15 protein-coding genes and 1 pseudogene are annotated in these 18,668 nt (G+C 65.9%); 5 read left to right on the plus strand and 11 right to left on the minus strand.

Features of this window, described 5'->3' with window-relative positions:
• The first annotated feature begins 193 nt into the window (after positions 1–193).
• The 3 genes from ACGF5T_RS08255 to ACGF5T_RS08265 are packed head-to-tail and all read left to right on the plus strand — an operon-like array spanning position 194 to position 3,704.
• Positions 194–1,114, plus strand: a complete 921-nt coding sequence (locus ACGF5T_RS08255) for a hypothetical protein (protein WP_366766675.1) — start codon at positions 194–196, stop codon at positions 1,112–1,114.
• Between the two features lie 9 nt (positions 1,115–1,123).
• The gene (locus ACGF5T_RS08260; RefSeq protein ID WP_366766674.1) at positions 1,124–1,612 is read left to right on the plus strand and encodes a hypothetical protein; all 489 of its coding nucleotides are present in this window, start codon (positions 1,124–1,126) and stop codon (positions 1,610–1,612) included.
• Between the two features lie 22 nt (positions 1,613–1,634).
• A complete protein-coding gene (locus ACGF5T_RS08265) occupies positions 1,635–3,704 on the plus strand; it encodes a hypothetical protein (RefSeq protein ID WP_366766673.1) in 2,070 nt (689 codons plus the stop codon).
• Between the two features lie 13 nt (positions 3,705–3,717).
• Here the strand turns inward: ACGF5T_RS08265 and ACGF5T_RS08270 are convergent.
• The 3 genes and pseudogenes from ACGF5T_RS08270 to ACGF5T_RS08280 form a co-directional block, all read right to left on the minus strand.
• Positions 3,718–4,483, minus strand: a pseudogene (locus tag ACGF5T_RS08270) (transposase family protein).
• Positions 4,484–4,623: 140 nt separating this feature from the next.
• Complete coding sequence (locus ACGF5T_RS08275; RefSeq protein ID WP_366766672.1) at positions 4,624–5,499, minus strand: hypothetical protein; 876 nt, start codon at positions 5,497–5,499, stop codon at positions 4,624–4,626.
• Positions 5,499–6,992, minus strand: a complete 1,494-nt coding sequence (locus ACGF5T_RS08280; protein ID WP_366766671.1) for an AAA family ATPase — start codon at positions 6,990–6,992, stop codon at positions 5,499–5,501. Before ACGF5T_RS08280 ends, ACGF5T_RS08275 begins: the two co-directional genes overlap by 1 nt.
• A gap of 1,392 nt (positions 6,993–8,384) precedes the next feature.
• Here ACGF5T_RS08280 and ACGF5T_RS08285 point away from each other — a divergent pair.
• Positions 8,385–9,482 (plus strand): hypothetical protein, encoded by a 1,098-nt coding sequence (locus ACGF5T_RS08285; RefSeq protein ID WP_366766670.1) that lies wholly within the window; start codon positions 8,385–8,387, stop codon positions 9,480–9,482.
• Positions 9,483–9,770: 288 nt separating this feature from the next.
• Positions 9,771–10,946, plus strand: coding sequence for a glutathione-independent formaldehyde dehydrogenase (locus ACGF5T_RS08290; RefSeq protein ID WP_366766669.1), 1,176 nt, complete (start codon positions 9,771–9,773; stop codon positions 10,944–10,946).
• Positions 10,947–11,135: 189 nt separating this feature from the next.
• Here ACGF5T_RS08290 and ACGF5T_RS08295 read toward each other — a convergent pair whose 3' ends face one another.
• The 8 genes from ACGF5T_RS08295 to ACGF5T_RS08330 all read right to left on the minus strand — a co-directional run bounded on the left by ACGF5T_RS08295 (position 11,136) and on the right by ACGF5T_RS08330 (position 18,667).
• Positions 11,136–12,890 carry an FAD-dependent oxidoreductase gene (locus tag ACGF5T_RS08295; RefSeq protein ID WP_366766668.1) on the minus strand — a complete coding sequence of 585 codons (1,755 nt, stop codon included), beginning with the start codon at positions 12,888–12,890 and terminating at the stop codon, positions 11,136–11,138.
• Positions 12,890–13,153 (minus strand): UBP-type zinc finger domain-containing protein, encoded by a 264-nt coding sequence (locus ACGF5T_RS08300; protein WP_087808817.1) that lies wholly within the window; start codon positions 13,151–13,153, stop codon positions 12,890–12,892. The genes ACGF5T_RS08295 and ACGF5T_RS08300 overlap by 1 nt, the downstream gene beginning before the upstream one ends.
• Positions 13,154–13,216: 63 nt before the next feature.
• A complete protein-coding gene (locus ACGF5T_RS08305; protein WP_087808818.1) occupies positions 13,217–13,645 on the minus strand; it encodes a DUF2267 domain-containing protein in 429 nt (142 codons plus the stop codon).
• A 70-nt stretch (positions 13,646–13,715) separates the two neighbouring features.
• A complete protein-coding gene (locus ACGF5T_RS08310) occupies positions 13,716–14,210 on the minus strand; it encodes an Hsp20/alpha crystallin family protein (protein WP_366766667.1) in 495 nt (164 codons plus the stop codon).
• Entirely contained in the window at positions 14,210–14,680 is a 471-nt protein-coding gene (trxA, locus tag ACGF5T_RS08315; RefSeq protein ID WP_366766666.1) for a thioredoxin, read from the minus strand. The genes ACGF5T_RS08310 and trxA overlap by 1 nt, the downstream gene beginning before the upstream one ends.
• A complete protein-coding gene (gene clpB, locus ACGF5T_RS08320) occupies positions 14,677–17,319 on the minus strand; it encodes an ATP-dependent chaperone ClpB (protein ID WP_366766665.1) in 2,643 nt (880 codons plus the stop codon). Before clpB ends, trxA begins: the two co-directional genes overlap by 4 nt.
• Positions 17,310–17,717 carry a chaperone modulator CbpM gene (locus tag ACGF5T_RS08325; protein ID WP_366766664.1) on the minus strand — a complete coding sequence of 136 codons (408 nt, stop codon included), beginning with the start codon at positions 17,715–17,717 and terminating at the stop codon, positions 17,310–17,312. The genes clpB and ACGF5T_RS08325 overlap by 10 nt, the downstream gene beginning before the upstream one ends.
• On the minus strand, positions 17,714–18,667 hold the full coding sequence (locus tag ACGF5T_RS08330; protein ID WP_366766663.1) for a J domain-containing protein: 954 nt from the start codon (positions 18,665–18,667) through the stop codon (positions 17,714–17,716). The genes ACGF5T_RS08325 and ACGF5T_RS08330 overlap by 4 nt, the downstream gene beginning before the upstream one ends.
• Position 18,668 lies beyond the last annotated feature (1 nt).

An 18,668-nucleotide genomic window follows, 5' to 3' on the forward strand; every position in this document is an offset into this window, starting at 1 on the left:
GCTGAGCCGGGCACGGGCTCCCGAACGAGCCGCGTCCCCGGCGACGATCGCTACGAGGACGACGCTTCGCCACAGGTGGCACGCACGGGCTTCTGCACGGCCTGCAGGCCCTTACAGCGCGAACTTGGTCAGCAAGCAGTCGATTTGACTAACAGGTGAGACAAGTGACCATGTCGGCAGCTAGCTTCATGTTGTGGATCAGAGCATGCATGGCTTGATCGGCCTCAGTGGCGCGGAGTGGCAGGACCTGTGCACGCGAGTGCTCAGGATGCAGCACGGGGCCGACCTTGTCCCTGTCCCAGACACGGGCGGAGACCATGGACTTGAGGCGTACACGCTAAGTGGTCACCTTTTCCAGTGTTACAGCCCCGAAGAGCCACTGTCGCATCAGAAGCGATACGAGAAACAACGCGACAAGACAACGAAGGATGTCGGCAAGTTTATCGATAACGCCGATAAGCTCAAGAAGCTCTTTGGTGAGCACGTGAAGATCAACCGCTGGATCATCATGTGCCCTTACATCGACAATAAGGATCTTGTAGCTCACTGTGCATCGCAAACGAAAAGAGTTCGCGATGCGAATCTTGTTTACGCAGACCCTGAAATCCACGTCATCTGCCAGACAATGGAGGACTACGAGCTCAGCTACAAGAGGGTAGTCAACGCGCAACTCGCTCGCATGCATCTGCCGCCGCTTTCCGAGCCGGACTATAGTTCAGTCGATAGTGCTAACGCAGATAAGATGCGCGAGAAGCTCGGCAAAGTGCACCGATTGCGCGAAGAGTCACGTAGAAGTGAGTACGTGACAGGTCTCCTGCGCTCGTACATCAACAGTCAGGAATTTCGCGCGTACATCAAGCTTCATTACACCGAAATTCATACACTGCTTGAGTCGGAACTAGACGACTTGGAACAGCGTCTCGTAATGGAGTTCAGTCTAGACGATAGTCGTCCTGCCACGCTGCTGCAGCGGGTCCTGCTAGAGACTGAGAGCAGGGTAAGGGCATGTGCGCCGGATACCACGTCAGGTGACTCGCGGACGCTGGCCCAAGGGCAGGTCGCAGAGTGGCTGATGAGGTGCCCACTGGACTTCTATGAAGATCTGGCATCCTAGGGAGCCGATATGACCTCCGGATTTTTGGGTGTCCACGACGAACTCGCCAATGCGCGGATCGAGTTTCGCAGCCAACCTCACCCGATCCCAGCCGATGCGCGCGTTGCCTATAAGCTTGCTCAAGTCGCGCTAGTGCTGAGCGCCTTCAATAATAATAGTGCGACCATTGAGAATCTTCATCTATTTACGTGGTCACTGCAGAGCAAACGCGCGGGTCAGATGCTCCTGTCGTGGTGGTCTGGCAGTAGATACGCGAATACTGTCACTCAAAGGTCCGATCCCCACCTTCCTGTTGCGCTTAACGTCGGGCTCATTCGGGGTATCGTGAGTATTACGGGTGCGAGCCATAACCGCGTCACTCTCCAGCCGCCGGGTGTTCTGTTCGCTCAACAAATCGAACTTGATGAGGAACTTATGAGCGCCGAGAAGGCGTACATCCGTCAATTCAGCAAGCTAAGTGACGCGGCAGTTGCGCGACGGCTTACGCGCGCTTCCTAATGGTCAGGCTGAGGGGTTTGGAATGAAGACCAGGATTCGAGCGGTAAAACTGCGTGTTCACAGTGCAGCCGGGCCCGCTGGCGCAACCGTTAGTTTCACACCCGGCCTGAATGTCTTGCGAGCCAGTAACAGTCGCGGAAAGACGCAATCACTGCAGGCCGTTGTCTATTCATTGGGGCTGGAATCTATGTTCGGCCCTAATTCGGGAACGTCACTTGGTAGCGCTTTAACGACCCAGATCTCCTACGGAGAACCCGAACGCGCCGTAGCGGTTGGATCGAGCTGGTGCGCAGTAGAGCTAGAGAACGCAAACGGAATCATCACCGCTCAAAGAGCCGTCAAGAACAGTCGGGTGCAGCCGAATCTGGTTCGCGTATGGCGAGGCGCTGCCATCACAGAGGGTGTAACAAATATCCGTCACGAAGAATATTTCGTGCGAGAATCAGGCTCTGCGAGAAACCCGCGGGGCTTTCATCGCTTCCTGGCGGAGTATCTAGGATGGCAGCTTCCTGCCATCCCTAAGTACACTGGCGGCGAGGCGTTGCTCTATCCTGAGATCATTTTCCCCTTCCTGTACGCGGATCAGCGTTCATGGGGATCTGCGGGACCTCGGCCTGTCACCCAGTACCAATTGCGTGAGCCAACGCGACGAGCTGCAGAGTTCCTTCTCGGATTCGCTGGACCCGAAACGGCGGCTCAGCGCTATCGTCTTGAGGATAAGCTCAAAAAGCTGCGTAGTGATTGGAGCAAAAAGCTAGCAGCCGTGGAGGCTACGGCCTCTGCTGCCGGCGGACGGGTCATTGGCTTGCCAGAGTTGCCTGTTGGGGCTAGGGCTCGAAGTGGCTCTAGGCCGACGCGCCCAACAGTAACTGCAGAAGCTCGCTTGCAGGTTCTTGTGGACGAGGAATGGGTCAGCGACGAGGAGTTGATGCTGTCTCTGCGTGAGGCCGCTACCCCTGAGCCAGCACCGCAAGTAACTGAAGTTGGATACGACTTGATCCGGGAGCGGCTGTCGGAGCAGGAAAGGGAGCTAAGGCGGCTCACCACGATGGCTAAAATCGTGGAGCAGAATTTGACGCTGAACGAAAAGCAGGTCGCGATTCTCGATGACCGGATCACTGCAATGTCCGACGAGAAGCTTAAGAATCAAGACGTCAAGACACTGCTCAGGCTGGGAGCGTCTAGCGATGTGCTTGATCTAGAAGCAACTGATTGCCCCACCTGCCATCAACCGTTGTCAAATGTTGAAGTTGAGCATGTCGGTCCAGTTCTAGACGTCGACGCTACGATCTCGCTACTGTCATCACAGATTAGAACATTCGAAGAGATGCGACGACAGGCGCGGGAAGCGGCGACAGAAAGCCGAGTTTCCTATCGGGCCATTCAAAGGGCTGTGGACGTCTGCCGGATGGAGATTAAAGCGCTCCAGGATGATCTAGTGGTGCCTGGTGAGTTCCCTAGTTCAGGGGATATTGCGAAGCGGGTTGCTGCAGAAGTTCGTCTGTCTGAATTTACCAGGGCGAGGGAGGCTGTACAGGACCTCCTTATTGAGATGCAAGAGTTGGCGAATGAGATCTTGGAGGTTCGTTCTGAGCTCTCAGACCTGCCGAATGTGACGCCGCAGGAGGACTATCGCCGGCGCGACATGCTGCAGAGGTCAGTGAGAGAGCAGCTGACTGACTTCGGTTTTAGTAGCTATGATGCCGCTCTGGTAAGCATCGACGAGGAGACGCTTAGGCCTGAGCGAGAAGGGCTCAACCTCGACACGGATGCGAGCGCGAGTGACGTTGTTCGTACGAAGATCGCATACCTGAACGGGATTCGAGAAGTAGCAAACTCGCTGCGAACTCAACATCCGGGTTTTCTGATGTTGGACGAGCCCCGCCAGCATGAACTGGACGAAGATCACTTTCGGGCGACGCTGCGAAGGCTTGCGGAGTGTTCTGATGTCGGTGACCAAGTAATCGCGACTTCCGCTGCTTCCGTGTCGACGCTGTCCGCAATGCTCGGTTCGGCTTCGGCCAACGTAATCGACCTGGGCAGCCAGCGACTGATCCGGCCAGCGGCAGGAGAAGATTCCATGGACTTTTAGCAATGAGCGCATTTCATCTTGGCGTTGACCTGGCCAGATGAAGGGTGAGGACGGCTCGGACAAGGTCGGTGATCCGGTTGGTGCTGCATCGGATCTTGCGGAGGACTCGCCAGCCCTTCAGCGTGGCGACGGCTTGTTCGCCGACGCAGCGGATCTTGGCGTGGGTTGTGTTGTGGTGGCGCTGCCACCACTTGAGTTTCCGGCCGCGGATCGGCACCCGGATGTGTCGCCCCGCCGCCTGGTATGCGCGGTCGGCCCCAGGTCGTCAGCCCGGTGGTGCTCAGGGCCACCACGATCCCGTGGGTGCGGGCGGCGGTCAGGTCGTGGGTGGCACCGGGCAACGCAGGCGAGGCCCACAGCAGTTTGCCGTGCGGATCGGCGATGAGCTGCACGTTCATTCCATGGCGTTTGTGTTTCCCGGAGTAGTACGGGCGGTCGGCAGCGATCCGGTCGATCGGCAGGAGCGTGCCGTCCAGGATCAGGAACGCCTTGCGTCGGGCCTCGTCCATGGCCTGCTGGAGCGTCGGGGCGAGGACGGACAGGACTTCGATCGCCTCGCGTATGTAGCGGTAGGCCGTGGCGGTGCCGATGCCGAACCCTGCGGAGAGCTGGGCGTAGGTATCGCCCTTGCGCGGGTGGGCCAGGACCAGCAGTGCCTGGCGGCCCGGCGGCAGGCGCCGCCACCGCGTGCCCTGCCGTCGATGCCGCGAGCGCAGTTGGCCGGCCAGGAAGCGCAAGGTGAAGCTGGACAGGACGATGCCGGAGCGGTAGATAAGCACGCGAAGCCTTTGGTGGATCTGGTTCTCTTGGTCGAAAACCCATCTACCAGGGGCTTCTTGGCGCTGGCCGCCCAACGAGTAAGCCAGTCCGGCAGTGGAACAGGCTCGTTCACCGCGGAGCGCCCGTGCCGCACCGGTCTTCACCCCGCAGCGATGTCTCGGAACCCGCCCTCGCAGTACCAGGGGCTGTCGGCGAGCGCGCGGTACAGGGCCGCCATCCAGGTGTTCTGCCGGGGCTTGCTGCGAAAGCGCATCAAGCTTGCGAGCTCGGCCCGGACGTCCCCCGCCCCACCAGCAAGGAACACCTCCTCCAGAGCCGCGCCGACAGTGACGAGTTCGTCGGCGCACTGCTTCGCGAAGAGCGTGTCGAGCTCGAAGGCATCGAAGTGGAACCGCACGCGGTCGGCGAGGTCCTCACCCCAGGCGGGGTGCGGGTCCACGAAGTAGCGGACCCGCCAATCGAGCGGCCCCGGGACAGGTTGGACGAGGAGTTCGGCGCGCAGCCAGAGCTGGTCTTCGATGTCGTCGTAATAGGGGTGGAGGCTCTGCTCTCCCCCTGTGGCCGGGAAGCGATCGAGCTTGACGGTATTGCAGTCGGCGCAGACAGGGATGAGATTGTCGGGCGCCACCGCCAGGAAGGGGTAGTGGGCTTTCGGCAGGTGATGGTCCACCTGCTTGATGCGGCCGATCCCGCACAACGGGCACTTGCCCGGGGCGTTCCTGATCCGGTCGTAGAGCGGGCGCCCGGGGTATTCCTTGTCCCGCAGCCGCCGGTCGTAAAGCCTTATCAGCGCCTTGGTGTGATTCTTATCGGGCGGGTTCGGGCCGAACGCCCCGCGGTCCAGTGAGTGCAGCGCAGACGCGGTGCACGCCGCGTCGAAGGTCTCTGCCGCCTTGACTATGGACTCCTCGTATCCCGACAGAATCTTTCCCTGCACCTTGCCGACCTTGGTGCTGGTGCAGAGCTGGAAGACCTCACGGGCGGATTCCTGCACCGGGCGGTCGATGTGCAGCATCAGCGCGTCCCGTCCCGGTGGCGGCGAGCGGCCACACGGGCCAGCCCACGGCCCTCTGCCCCCAGCGCGTCGTCGAAGGCGTCCAGAATGTCCTCGTAGGTGTACCCCTCCCTCGCGAACTGCTCGATCATGGCGTGGAATCCGGTGCGGGTGATTTCTAGACCAAAGATCTCCCGGGTGATGACCCCCACGTTCTCCCCGAACGTCTCGATCTCGGGGTGATCCACCGCCACGTCGCTTCCCGCCCGGCGCAGCGCCCACACCGCGCGGCGCGGTGTCTCCTGGAGGACCACCGGCGAGTGCGTAGCGATGAGCGCGACCCCGTTGGTGTCCAGGAGCAGTGCGGACAGCACCCGGATGAAAGTCGACAGCAGTGGCGGGTGCAGGTGTGCCTCGGGCTCGTCGACCAGGACCAGGGTCCGCTCGGTGCAGTGCTCGACCAGTCTGGCCAGGGTGAGAAGGACAATCTTGTGCCCCGAGCTCAACGGGGCGAAGACGCTCTTCGCGTCGGGCCGTTCGCCGTCGGGGGCTGCGAGGAGAGCGATTCGCTGGTCCTGGAAGATTGGGTCGGTCTCCTCCAAACGCTCCAGGGCCTCACGCCAGCGCTGTTCGCGTACGGGGCCTTGGGACACGCAGGCGCTCGCGCTGTCGGCGAACTCCTGCCCGAGCTCGGATGGCCCTTTCAGGCTGCTTTCCCCGCGTTTCTTCAGGCCGACGTACTGGTAGCCGACATGCCGGGTCGGGGCGAGCGGCTCAAGGGCGTCGAAGGCGCTGAACCCGACAGAAACCAGGTTCGCGAACGGATGGGCATAGTTCCCCGCACGGTCGGTGAGCCGACTTCCATCAATCGGTTGAAGACGCGCGCCAAGCACGGTGCGGGCGAGCGTGTCCAAGACGTGGGTCTTGCCGACACCGTTGCTGCCGATCAGTGCGTGCACGTTGGTCGGCGGCATGGCATCGGGGTCGACTTCAAGGCCCAGGCGGATCCACGACCGATCGGGCTCCGAGACGCGCTGGCGGTAGTCGATGTCGAATTTGGAGCGTGTCGGCCCTCCGGTCGCGATGCGGTGGAACTGGCCGGTCACCGTCTCGGGTTCCGTGCCTCGCAAGAGCGAAGTTGTCATCGCCGCCTCTTCGGAGGCGACCTCGAAGAGGTGGGGATCGAACGCGGCGTCCTTCAACGTCCTGAGGATGGACTCGCGCGTGCTGGAGTCGAACTCGTCACGCAACTGGGTGTAGTAGCTTTCGTCGACCCCCAGCGAGAAGTACCGGTCGGAGAGATGCTCGAACGTCTGCGGGAGGTCGACCCTGCCCGATTCCATCCCGTAGCAGGCAACCTTGCAGATACCGATCTCGATCTGCCGTGAGCCGTTGAAACACCACAGTGTGAAACTGGTCTTGAACCCGAAGTCGTCCCACATGTCCTGAACAAGGAACGCACCCGGTGCCTCCCTCGGAGGCACACGGCGCGGCGGTATCTGCGTGAAGAGCACCCACGCACGCTACCCGGACCGGTCGCACCACGTCCGCCCGATACTTCTCCTCGCCCGAAGCAATCACCGAATCGCCTCGATACTCGGCGCATCGCGGGAGGGTCTGGTCACCCTCGCGTCGTCAGCGGCCACGGCCAGGAACGGCAGGGCGAACATAGCCAGAGTGACGTGCTTGTGCCCGGCGATCCAGCTGCGGACCTGGTAGTGGTTCAGGGCGCCCTGACCCTTTGCGACCTGGCGCACCACCGTCGGGCGGGCGCGGAACGTCGTCGCCGCACCCGCACCCGCGTGGATGGTCCCAGACCTGGGACATCTCGATACCGCACCCACGGTCTACCCCAGCCGAGTTCCCGCGGCCGAAGCGAAGCTGGTGTTCTACGAGGCACGGCTCCTTCGGATGCGAGTCATGGATGACATTCTCCCACAGCCCAAGATCGGCAAGACAGAACCTAGTCGTCCTTCACCACGCATCAGCGTGAGGTTGGAAAGCGCTCAATGGTGCCATCTTCCTCAGCCGTGCTTGTTCAGGTCGGTGGAGCGGCTTTGGGCTGGAGCTGCTTTGGGGCGAGTGATCTTGGCCCCGTAAGCTGATGGCGAGTCGGGCAGTCTGTGGACCTGCCCGTAAAGCACGACGTTGGGGCCAAGATCTTAGAGGCTCGCCCCAAAGTGGCTGCCTAAAGCCGTGGAGCCGACCGCCCCAGCCACAGAGGGTGTCTCCCCACTTCATGCCCGCAGTCGCCGAGCGCGCCGCCGGGCGCGGCCAGCCGGGGCGAAGACAGGAGGCGGGCCGCGCCGTAGAGGCGGCGCGCGCCCGCGCCGTGCGCGGGCCTTGATGAAGTAGGGAAAGTCTTATCCCGCTGGGATGAAGCGGGACGTCGCCGCCCACATGGTGTCGGTCGTGGATGTCAGCAGGGGCTCACCTCCGGGAATCCGGAGGTGAGCCCCTGCTGGACTGGTGCCCCCGGCAGGATTCGAACCTGCGACACCCGCTTTAGGAGGTCCTTATGACCTGGGCCTTGACCTGCGGGAATGCTGGCAACACGCGCCCTGGTCAGGGAATCATGACGCCATAGTTCTCACATCTTCGCGGGGCTTCCCGTGTTCATATGTGCTGAACATGTGCTGTTCGGGAAACCGAGAGAGGTCCCGTCGTGTGGGCGGGAGACGTGCGGGGCGGGCAAGGTCGCTGCTCCGTAAAATCGATGGAACCGCTGGTCAAGGCATGGCGTCGCCCCGACTGACGACAGGGATGCGGCTCGATGCCGGCCTCCGGGTTGGGCGCCGATCGTGGTCCGGCGTGGCAAACGGTGCAGGCCGGGGTGCGCCGACACGTCCGCGGAGGCAATCTTTGGTCACCTGCGATCGCGGGCGACCGACGAGAAGGGTCCAGTCATGCGGGTGGTTCTCCTGGCGGATCCCGATGCACCCACGGAGATCGCTCAGCGTGTGGCGCGGAGACTTCCTGATCGACTCGCCGGCAAGTCGGGCCGGGGGAGACGGTTCGACGTAGAGGTGGTCAGTGAGCCGTTCACTTCGGGGACGGAGGATCCGCCCACCTTGATGCGCCGGATCAGGGACCGCGGGCGTGAGGAGAACTGGGACATCGTCGTGGCCCTCACCGATCTCCCGCTGCACTCTCATGGGCGCAAACTCGTGGTCGATCTGAGTCATGAAGACGGTTTGGCGCTGCTGTCCCTTCCCTCGCTGGGGGGCCTGCGGCTGCAGACAAGGGTTCGACGGGCCGTGGAGGAAGCCGTACTCAGCTTGGCCGGCGCGCGTGCCAGGGAGGGTGAAGAGGCTGGATCGAGTCGGCTGTCGCTGGAGCCTTCCGTCGGCCGTCACGCGCCTGTCCAACCAGACCCGGTCGCAGAGGAGGAATCTGCCGATCTGAGGTACGTCACCAGTGGGCTGCGCGGATACCTCAGGGTCCTGGTCGGCATGGTTCGCGCCAACCGGCCCTGGCGGTTGGTGCCGGGTCTGTCGAAGGCCCTGGCAGCCGCACTCGCCACGGGAGCCATCGCCACGGTGAACTCCACCGTCTGGAGCCTCGCCGCGTCTCTGAGCACGCCACGTCTCGTGATCGCCACGGTCGGGTCTGTCGCGCTCATGATCGGCTGGCTGATCGTGGATGCGAAACTGTGGCATCGAACGGCGGAGGAGTCACCGGAGGCGAGGAAGCAGGCAGCCCTCTACAACATCTCGACCGTCTTGACCGTGGGCATCGGGGTAGTCGTCTGCTACGTGGGTTTGCTGGTCATCAACTTCGTGTGGGCGTTGTTCATCCTCAACGACAGGGTGTTCGCCTCCTTCACTCGAAACCCGCTGGACGCCACGGCGTACTGGACGCTGTCCTGGTTCGTCGCTTCGATCGCCACGGTGGGCGGCGCCCTCGGATCGGGCTTGGAGACCGACGAGGCGATCCGGGCAGCCGCCTACTCCAAGCGCGAGCAAGAGCGTCGCCGCATGCTGCAGAACGATCAGGACCACTAGCAAGACGCGTCTACGGGGCAACGACAGAGTCCGGAGAATTTGCGCTGATCGGGCGGTGCGTTGCTGTTACGCGTTGAGGTCCACGGGGACCCGGACAGCATGCCGCCGGAACACTGGAGTTTCGCCCGGCAGGACGGCGGCACCACCGTTCCCCCTTGATTCGGGTGAACGGCCCGCAGAGGCGTGCCGGAGCCCAGTGGCCCCTCGCAGCGACTCACGGGAGTCAGGGCCTACGCCGTCTCAACCCGTCAGTGCCGTGCTCGAGCAGCGGCACCGAAAGAAGTCATCATGAAAGCAGCGGTATACGAAGGTCCGCGAACGGTCGCAGTGAAGGACGTACCGGACCCGAAGATCGAGCACCCCTGCGACATCATCGTCAAGATCACCGCTACCAACATCTGCGGTTCTGACCTGCACATGTATGAGGGCCGCACCTCGTTCGAGTCCGGCCGCACGCTGGGACACGAGAACATGGGCCAGGTCGTGGAGGTCGGCCCGGCCGTGAGCAAGGTGAAGGTCGGCGAGTACGTGGTTCTGCCTTTCAACATCGCCTGCGGCTTCTGCAAGCAGTGCGAGCGAGGGCTGACCAACTACTGCCTGACCATGCAGCCGGAACCCGCCCTCGCCGGAGCCGCCTACGGTTTCGCCGACATGGGCCCCTACCAGGGTGGCCAGGCGGAACTGCTGCGCGTGCCCTACGGCGACTTCAACGCGCTGCGCCTGGGCGAGGACGCCGCCGAGCGGCAGACCGACTACGTGATGCTCGCCGACATCTTCCCCACCGGTTACCACGCCACTGAGATGGCCCACGTCAAACCGGGTGACCAGACGATCATCTTCGGGGCGGGCCCCGTCGGGCTGATGGCGGCCTACTCCGCCGTGCTCAAGGGCGCCGGCCGTGTCTGGGTGGCCGACCATCAGCCCGACCGGCTGGGCAAGGCGGAGGAGATCGGGGCCATCCCGATCAACACCGCCGAGCAGGACGCGGCGGAGGTCGTGAAGGAGGCGACTCTCGGTCTGGGCGCCGACAACGGGTGTGAGTGCGTCGGGTACCAGGCACATGACCCCGAGGGCCACGAGGACGCCAGCCTCACCCTCAACAACCTGATCGACTCGGTCAGGTTCACGGGCGACATCGGTGTGGTGGGCGTTTACCTGCCTCAGGACCCTGGCGGCGAAGAGGCCCAAGGTGAGCTGGAGGCACAGGGCAAGGTGCCCATCGACTTCGGCATGATGTGGTTCAAGGGTCAGCACATGGGGACCGGCCAAGCGCCGGTGAAGAGGTACAACCGGGCACTGCGGGACCTGATCGCCGGCGAGAAGGCGACGCCGAGTTTCATCGTCTCCCACCAACTCAGCCTGGACGAGACCCCCACCGCCTATGAGCACTTCGACGCCCGTGAGGAGGGCTGGACGAAGGTGGTGCTGCATCCCGACGGCCACGGCAACGGCCACAAGCGGTAGGGGCCCCGAGGACCGCAATCCGATGCCCACCCCCGGGTCGGCCCGACCGACACGTGGCGAGCGGTCCGGGTCGGGGGCGGGCCCCGGCATCGGGTGACGACGCCGGGGTCTGGCGCGCCGGACCTCACGGTAGACAGCACACGTCCTGCACGACGCGGGCGCACACCCGTCAGCAGACCAGCGCAGATGTCAGTCGGCCGCGGGTACCGAACTCCTCACCGGCCGACGCCCCTCCGGGCCCGCGGCACGGACCAGGTTGCCCGTCTGCTCGCGGTGCTCGTGCACCAGATGGATCGACATCGCACCCTCACCGGCCGCCGCGGCCACCCGCTTGACCGAACCGCTTCTGACGTCGCCGGCGGCGAAGACGCCGGGAAGGGTGGTCTCCAATGGCAACGGACCACGGCCGAGAACAGCCCACCGGGCCGGATCGGCCAACGGCTGGGCGTCGGCGCCGGTGAGGACGAAACCCTTCTCGTCCAGAGCCAGCACATCCCTGAGCCATTCCGTGCGCGGCCGGGCTCCGATGAACACGAACAGCGCCGCGGCTTGCAGTTCTCGCCGTCGGCCGCTCGTGTTGTCCTCCACCAGCAGAGCTTCCAGCTTTTCCGACCCGAAGACGCGTCGGACCTCGGTGTGCAGCAGTACCTCGATCTTCGGGTGCCGTTCCACTTGGTCGACGAGGTAGCGCGACATGTCCGCGTTGAGGTCGTCGCCCCGGACGAGGAGCTGGACCCTGGACGCGTGGTTCGCGAGGAACAGCGCCGCCTGTCCGGCGGAGTTCCCGCCGCCGACCACCGCGACCGGATCGGCCCGGCAGAGGCCGGCCTCGTGGACGGTCGCCGCGTAGTAGACACTGATGCCCTCCAGACGGTCGATGCCGGGCACCTCGAGTCTGCGGTACCAGACGCCCGAAGCGAGCACCACGGCGTTCGCGCGAGCCCTCGACCCGTCGGCGAAGGTGACGACGTACTCGTCGTTCTGAGGAGTGAGCCCGGTGACCTTGGCGGGCACCATGAGGCGGGCGTCGAACTTGCGGGCCTGGAGCACCGCGCGTTCGATGAGTTCGCCCCCGGAGATGCCCGACGGGAAGCCGAGGTAGTTCTCGATGCGGGACGAGGTACCGGCCTGGCCACCGGTGGCCACAGCATCGACGACGGCGGTGGTGAGGCCGTCGGAGGCGCCGTACACGGCGGCGGCGAGTCCCGCGGGACCTGCACCGACCACCATCACGTCGTACCGCCCTGTCTCCGGCGAGGGGGCGGGCAGCCCGATGATCCGGGCGAGTTCGGCGTTGCTCGGGTTGCGCAGCACCTGGTCGCCCTTCCAGAGGACCACCGGAGTCTCCTCGGATCGGATCGCGAACCGACGCAGCAGCGCCTCCGCTTCCCTGTCCTTCTCCAGATCCACCCAGCGGTGGGGCAGCCTGTTGCGGGCGGCGAACTCACGCAGCCGCAACGTGTCCGGTGAATAGCACGATCCCAGGATCCGGAAGCCCGCGCCGAGGCCGATGAGCAGATGTCTGCGGCCCAGGTATGCGCGGAGAATCAGGTCACCGAGGACGGGATCGCGGCCGACCAGGGCGCGTTGCCGGTCCACCGGTACGGCCAGGATCTCGCCCGGCTCACGCACCACGGCGGTGTCGAAGGCCGCCTGGCCCTCCAGCAATCCGAGTTCGCCCAGGAAGCGGCCGGGTCCGTGGACCGCCACCGTGCGCTCCTCGGGTCCGCCGTGGTCGTGGACGATCTCGACGGTCCCGCTGAGGATCGCGAGGAACTCCCGGAACGGCTCACCCTCGCGGTACAGCACCTCGTTCTCGGCCGTCCTGCGGCGCTCCCCGTGCGGGGTCAGGACCTGGAGCTGCTCCGGTGAGAGGCGCGGGAACGCCCCGTACTGGTCCGGTGTCTCGCGGGGGCCACCCTGCCCGTGCTCGGCGCTGCTCATCAGACCATCGCCTCGTGGACGTAGCACCAGCGCCAGTTCTCCCCGGGCTCGAAGGACTGCACGACGGGGTGACCGACGCCGGCCGCGTGGCGACTGGCGTGCTTGAGGGGCGAGGAGTCGCAGCAGCCGACGTGCCCGCAGGTGAGGCAGAGCCGCAGGTGCACCCACGGGGAGTGGACCCTGAGGCACTCCTCGCATCCTTCCGGGGTACGCGGACTCACGGGACGCACCATCGCCAGGTGCGGGTCGGGGATCGTAACCATGAGGGGGTGCTCCTTCCTGGACAGGGGCCGCTTCGCAGCTGTGCGCGGCAGCGCGCCGAGCGTCTACGGCAGCACGGAGGCCAGTGACTTCGGCAGTCCGGACTTGAGGTGGTTCCACTCGCCTTCGCTCACGTGGCGTTCCAGAACCTCCAGCACGGTGTGCACGACTCGTTCGACGCCACCGTCGACCGCGTAGGGAAACTCGTCCCGGACGCGCTGGAGGAACTCCTCGCCGCTGAGTTTCACCGGTGTCTCGGACGGCTTCCAGCCGTCGTAGTAGACGCCTCGGATCAAAGTGGGTAGCTGTGCCCCGAAGTGCGCGGCCCCGTCGACGGAGAGGCGGTCCCGTAGCCGGTGCAGGACGGCGCGCAGTGCGGCGTACGACTGCTTACGGCGCTCTTTGGGCCAGCCGTTGGCTTCCTCGATCTCCCTGAGGAGCCGGTTCGCCTTGTCCACCATGGTGTCGAAAGAGGAGAATCCTGTTTCGGTCATGACCGGGCTCCCTTCGCTCCCGGCGGGCCGGCGGTGCCGGACCGCGGTCCCGCACCGCCGGGCTCCCGGGTCAGCGATCGCCGCTCTCGCCGCTCTCGGTGATCTGGATGTGACGGGGCTTGGCGACCTCCGCCTTGGGGACGGTGACCGTGAGTACACCTGCCGACATCTCCGCTGTGACCTTTTCGGTGTCCACCTCGCCCGGCAGCCGCAGCCGGTACTCGAAGGCACCGGTTCGGCGGGCGCGGCGGCGCAGGACGCCGCTACGCTCCCTTTCCTTGATCTCTCCGGTGACCACCAGTTCCTGTCCGTTGGCCTCGACGTGGATGTCCTTGCTCTTGACGCCAGGAAGTTCGATCTCGACCTCGAAGGCGTCATCGGTCTCCGTGACGTCCGCGAGGGGGGTCCAGGCGGCTGCGGGCGCGGCCGCCCCGCCCACCGTCGATTCGAGCAGTCCGCTCATCTGGTTGAGCAGTTCGTCGAATTCCGTCAGTGGATTACGGGCCCACCCGAGAGGCCGCTCTGCTGTCGCGCCACCGCGGTGGCTGCGGACGGGCATGTTCATCACCGATCACCTCCGCTTTCTCGTCGGTCCGGTCGGCCTGCCATGGCCTGTTCGACCCAGTCCCGCAGGACGTGCGCGGGTGCCGCGCCGGCCTGCCGGGCGACCGTCTCGCCCCGGTCCAGGACAAGCAGTGTGGGCACCGCCTGCACCTCGAACCGTTGGCTGAGCAGTGGGTTCTTGTCGACGTCGACCTTGACGAGCTTGATCCGTCCGGCAAGGTCGCGAGCCACTTGTTCGAGGGCGGGGCTGACCATGCGGCAGGGGCCGCACCAGGTCGCCCAGAGATCGACGACGACGGGCACCGTGGCCTGCTCGACGACCTCGCGGAAGTCGCCGTCGCCCGCGTCGACGATCCAGGGCAGGTACTGCTTGCAGTGACCGCACCTGGGGCGTCCCTCGGCGGTGACGGGAATCCGGTTCTCGCGCTCGCAGTGCGGGCAGGTCACCGTCGTGGTCCGGCTGGTGTTCACGCGGCCCTCGCTTCCCGGGCGGCGGCCTCCCGCTGGTCGTAGGTGACCACCAGCTCTCCGTTCTCGGTGTCCACGCGGACCGTCGCGCCGTCCTGGACGTCGCCGCGCAGAAGGGCGCGCCCGACCAGTGTCTCCACCTCGTGGGAGATGTAACGCCGCAGCGGGCGCGCCCCGTACACCGGGTCGTAGCCCTGATGGGCGATCGCCTCACGCGCCTGATCGGTGAGTTCGACCTCGATGCGGCGCTCGGCGAGTCGCTGTCGCAGTTCGTCGAACTGCAGCTCCACGATCCGCTCGATCTGGCGCTCGCCGAGCGGCTTGAACAGCACGATGTCGTCCACGCGGTTGAGGAACTCCGGGCGGAAGTGCCCGCGCAGTTCGCCCATGACCAGGGCGCGGGCGTCCGGCTTGATCTCGCCCTCGGCCGTGACGCCGTCCAGGAGGTGCTCGGAGCCGATGTTGGACGTCATGATGATCACGGTGTTGCGGAAGTCGACGGTACGGCCCTGGGCGTCGGTGATGCGGCCGTCGTCGAGGACCTGCAGCAGCGTGTTGAAGACATCGGTGTGCGCCTTCTCGATCTCGTCGAACAGCACAACGGAGTACGGCTTGCGGCGTACGGCCTCGGTGAGCTGGCCGCCCTCCTCGTATCCGACGTATCCGGGCGGTGCGCCCATGAGCCGGCTGACGGTGTGCCGTTCCTGGTACTCGCTCATGTCGAGGCGGACCATGTTCTCCTCGGAGTCGAACAGGGCCCGGGCGAGGGTCTTGGCCAGCTCGGTCTTCCCCACGCCGGTGGGGCCGAGGAAGACGAACGACCCGATGGGGCGGCGCGGGTCGCGGATGCCGGAGCGGGCGCGGATGATGGCGTCGGCGACGAGCTTGACGGCCTCGTCCTGGCCGATGACGCGCTCGCGCAGGATCTCGTCGAGACGCAGCAGTTTCTCCCGTTCTCCCTCCTGGAGACGGGCGACGGGGATGCCGGTCCAGGCGGCGACGATCTCGGCGATCTCCTCCTCGGTGACGACCTCGCGCAGCAGCCGGTTCTCCCCTTGCTTGGAGGCCAGCTGCTCCTCCTCGGCGGCGAGCCGGCGCTCCAGGTCCTGGAGGCGTCCGTAGCGGAGTTCGGCGGCGCGGTTGAGGTCGTAGGCGCGTTCGGCCTCCTCCGCCTCGTGGCGGACCTGCTCCAGCTCCTGGCGCAGTTCCTGCACGCGGCGGATCGCCTGCCGTTCGGCCTCCCACTGGGCGTGCTTGGCGTCGGCCTCGCCGCGCAGGTCGGCCAGCTCCCTGCGCAGTTCCTCCAGGCGGGCTTCGCTGGCGGGGTCGGTCTCCTTGGACAGGGCTGCCTCCTCGATCTCCAGACGGGTGACCCGGCGGGTGATCTCGTCGAGTTCGGCGGGCATCGAGTCGATCTCGGTACGCAGCCGGGCGCATGCCTCGTCGACGAGGTCGATGGCCTTGTCGGGCAGGAACCGGTCGGTGATGTATCGGTGGCTCAGGGTGGCCGCGGAGACAAGCGCGGTGTCTTGGATCTTGACGCCGTGGAAGACCTCCAGGCGTTCCCGTAGTCCGCGCAGGATGGAGATGGTGTCCTCGACGCTGGGTTCGTCCACCAGGACCTGCTGGAAGCGGCGTTCGAGGGCGGCGTCCTTCTCGATGTGCCGGCGGTACTCGTCGAGTGTGGTCGCGCCGATCATGTGCAGTTCGCCGCGGGCGAGCATCGGCTTGAGCATGTTGCCCGCGTCCATGGCCCCTTCGGCGGCGCCGGCGCCGACGACGGTGTGCAGTTCGTCGACGAAGAGCAGGATGTTTCCTTCGGCGGCCTTGACCTCGCTGAGCACGGCCTTCAGGCGTTCCTCGAACTCGCCGCGGTACTTGGCGCCGGCGACCAGGGAGCCCATGTCGAGGGCGAAGACGATCTTGTCGCGGAGTCCTTCGGGTACGTCCCCGCGGACGATGCGCTGGGCGAGTCCTTCGACGATGGCGGTCTTGCCGACGCCGGGGTCGCCGATCAGGACGGGGTTGTTCTTGGACTTGCGGCTGAGTATCTGGGTGACGCGGCGGATCTCGGAGTCCCGGCCGATGACCGGGTCGAGCCTGCCGTCCCTGGCCTCGGCCACGAGGTCGCGGCCGTACTTCTCCAGGGCTTCGTAGGCCACTTCCGGGTTGGCGGAGGTGACGCGCTGGTTGCCGCGTACCTGGGTGAGCGCGCCCAGGAACGAGTCCGTCGTGATGCCGGCCCGGCCGAGCAGTCGTCCGGCGGCGGTCGAGGAGCCCTCCCCGGCCAGGGCGAGCAGGAGGTGTTCCACGGACACGTACTCGTCCTTGAGGCGCTTGGCCTCCTGTTCGGCGGTGTCGAGCAGGCCGGCGAGGCGCTGAGTGACGAAGACCTGGCCGGGTGCCGCGCCGGGGCCGGTGACCCGCGGGCGGCGGGAGAGTTCGTCGCGCACGGCCTCGCGCAGTTCCTTCGGCTCGGCGCCGGCCTGCTGCAGCAACCGCGGGATCAGACCGTCCTCCTGGTCGAGAAGCGCGAGCAGCAGGTGTTCCCCGTCGACCTCGGTCTGTCCCATGCGGGCGGCCGCGGTCTGGGCCTCCTGGAGGGCTTCCTGGGATTTCTGGGTGAGACGGTTCATGTCCATGGGGGTGTTTCACTCCTCGTGCCGCGGACGCGTAGGGCGGACTCGAGCAGGCTGATGCGGTCGAGCAGGTCGAGCACCAGGCCGATGGCCGCGTAGTTGAGGCAGAGTCCGGCGCGCAGCCGCTGGATGCGGGCGAGTACCGCCGGGGCGGTGGGATCGAACACCAGCTGTCCCGCGGCGTCGCGTTCGGCGTCGACCAGTCCCAGGGCGACGAACCGGCGGACGAGATCGGGGTGGAGGCCCGAGCGGCGGGCCACGGCGTCCAAGGAGAGCCTCGGTGCGGGCACGAGTGCGAACCGGACGGCCGTGGAGGCGGTCACGTCGGCGGGCGTCCGGGCCGGGCGGTCGCCCAGCCCGGTCCGGACGGGGCCTGCCGCTCTCTCGGGTCGGTCTTTCATCGTGTCCTCCTGGGGTCGAAGGAAGAGGTGGCGGCGAGCTCCTCGAACAGTTCGCGCTCCCGGTCGCCGAGGGTGGACGGCACCATGACACGGACTTCGGCGTAGAGGTCACCGCCGGCGCCGCGCGGATTGGGCATGCCCTCGCCGCGCAGTCGCAGCCGCCGGCCGCTGGACGAGCCCGCGGGCACCGTGACCTTGGCCGTGCCACCGCCGGGGGTGGGCACCGGCACGGTCGCGCCCAGCGCCGCCTCCCACGGGGCCACCGGGAGCTGCACGTACACGTCGCGGCCTTCCAGCCGGAACCGGGGATGGGGCTGGACACGCACCCTCAGGTACAGGTCGCCCCCCGGGGCGTCGCCACTGCCCCGGCCGCCCTCACCCGCCAGCCGGATACGCTGCCCGTCGGTGACGCCCGGCGGCACGTCGACGTCGTACCGCCGCGGCTGCCCGCCGGGGCCGGCGAGCGTGACGGTGCGGCGGCCGCCCCTGTACGCCTCCTCGACGGTGAGCGGCAGCTCGGCCTCCTGGTCGGCTCCCGGTACACCGCCGGGGGCCGCGCCCGCGCCGAAAAGCGAACCGAGCAGATCCTCGATGTCGACACCCTCCCCCGCGAAGTCGTCGCCGAAGCCGGTGGCGTACCGGACGCGGGGGCCGCCCGTGCCCGCGGGCCCCCGGGCGCGGAACCCGCCACCCGCTCCGGCCGCGACCCGTTCGTCGAAGTCTTCGGGGATCTTGCGGAAGTCCTCGCCGAAGCGGTCGTACCGGGCCCGGGTCTTCGGATCCGAGAGGACGCTGTACGCCTCGTTGAGGTCCTTGAAGCGTTCCTCCGCTCCCGGATCCTTGTTGACGTCGGGGTGGTACCTGCGGGCGAGCTTGCGGTAGGCCTGCTGGATCTCGTCCTGGCTCGCGGTCCGCGACACGCCCAGCACCTCGTAGAAGTCCCGTGCCATG

Source organism: Streptomyces sp. NPDC047853, from assembly GCF_043204535.1.
GTDB lineage: Bacteria > Actinomycetota > Actinomycetes > Streptomycetales > Streptomycetaceae > Streptomyces.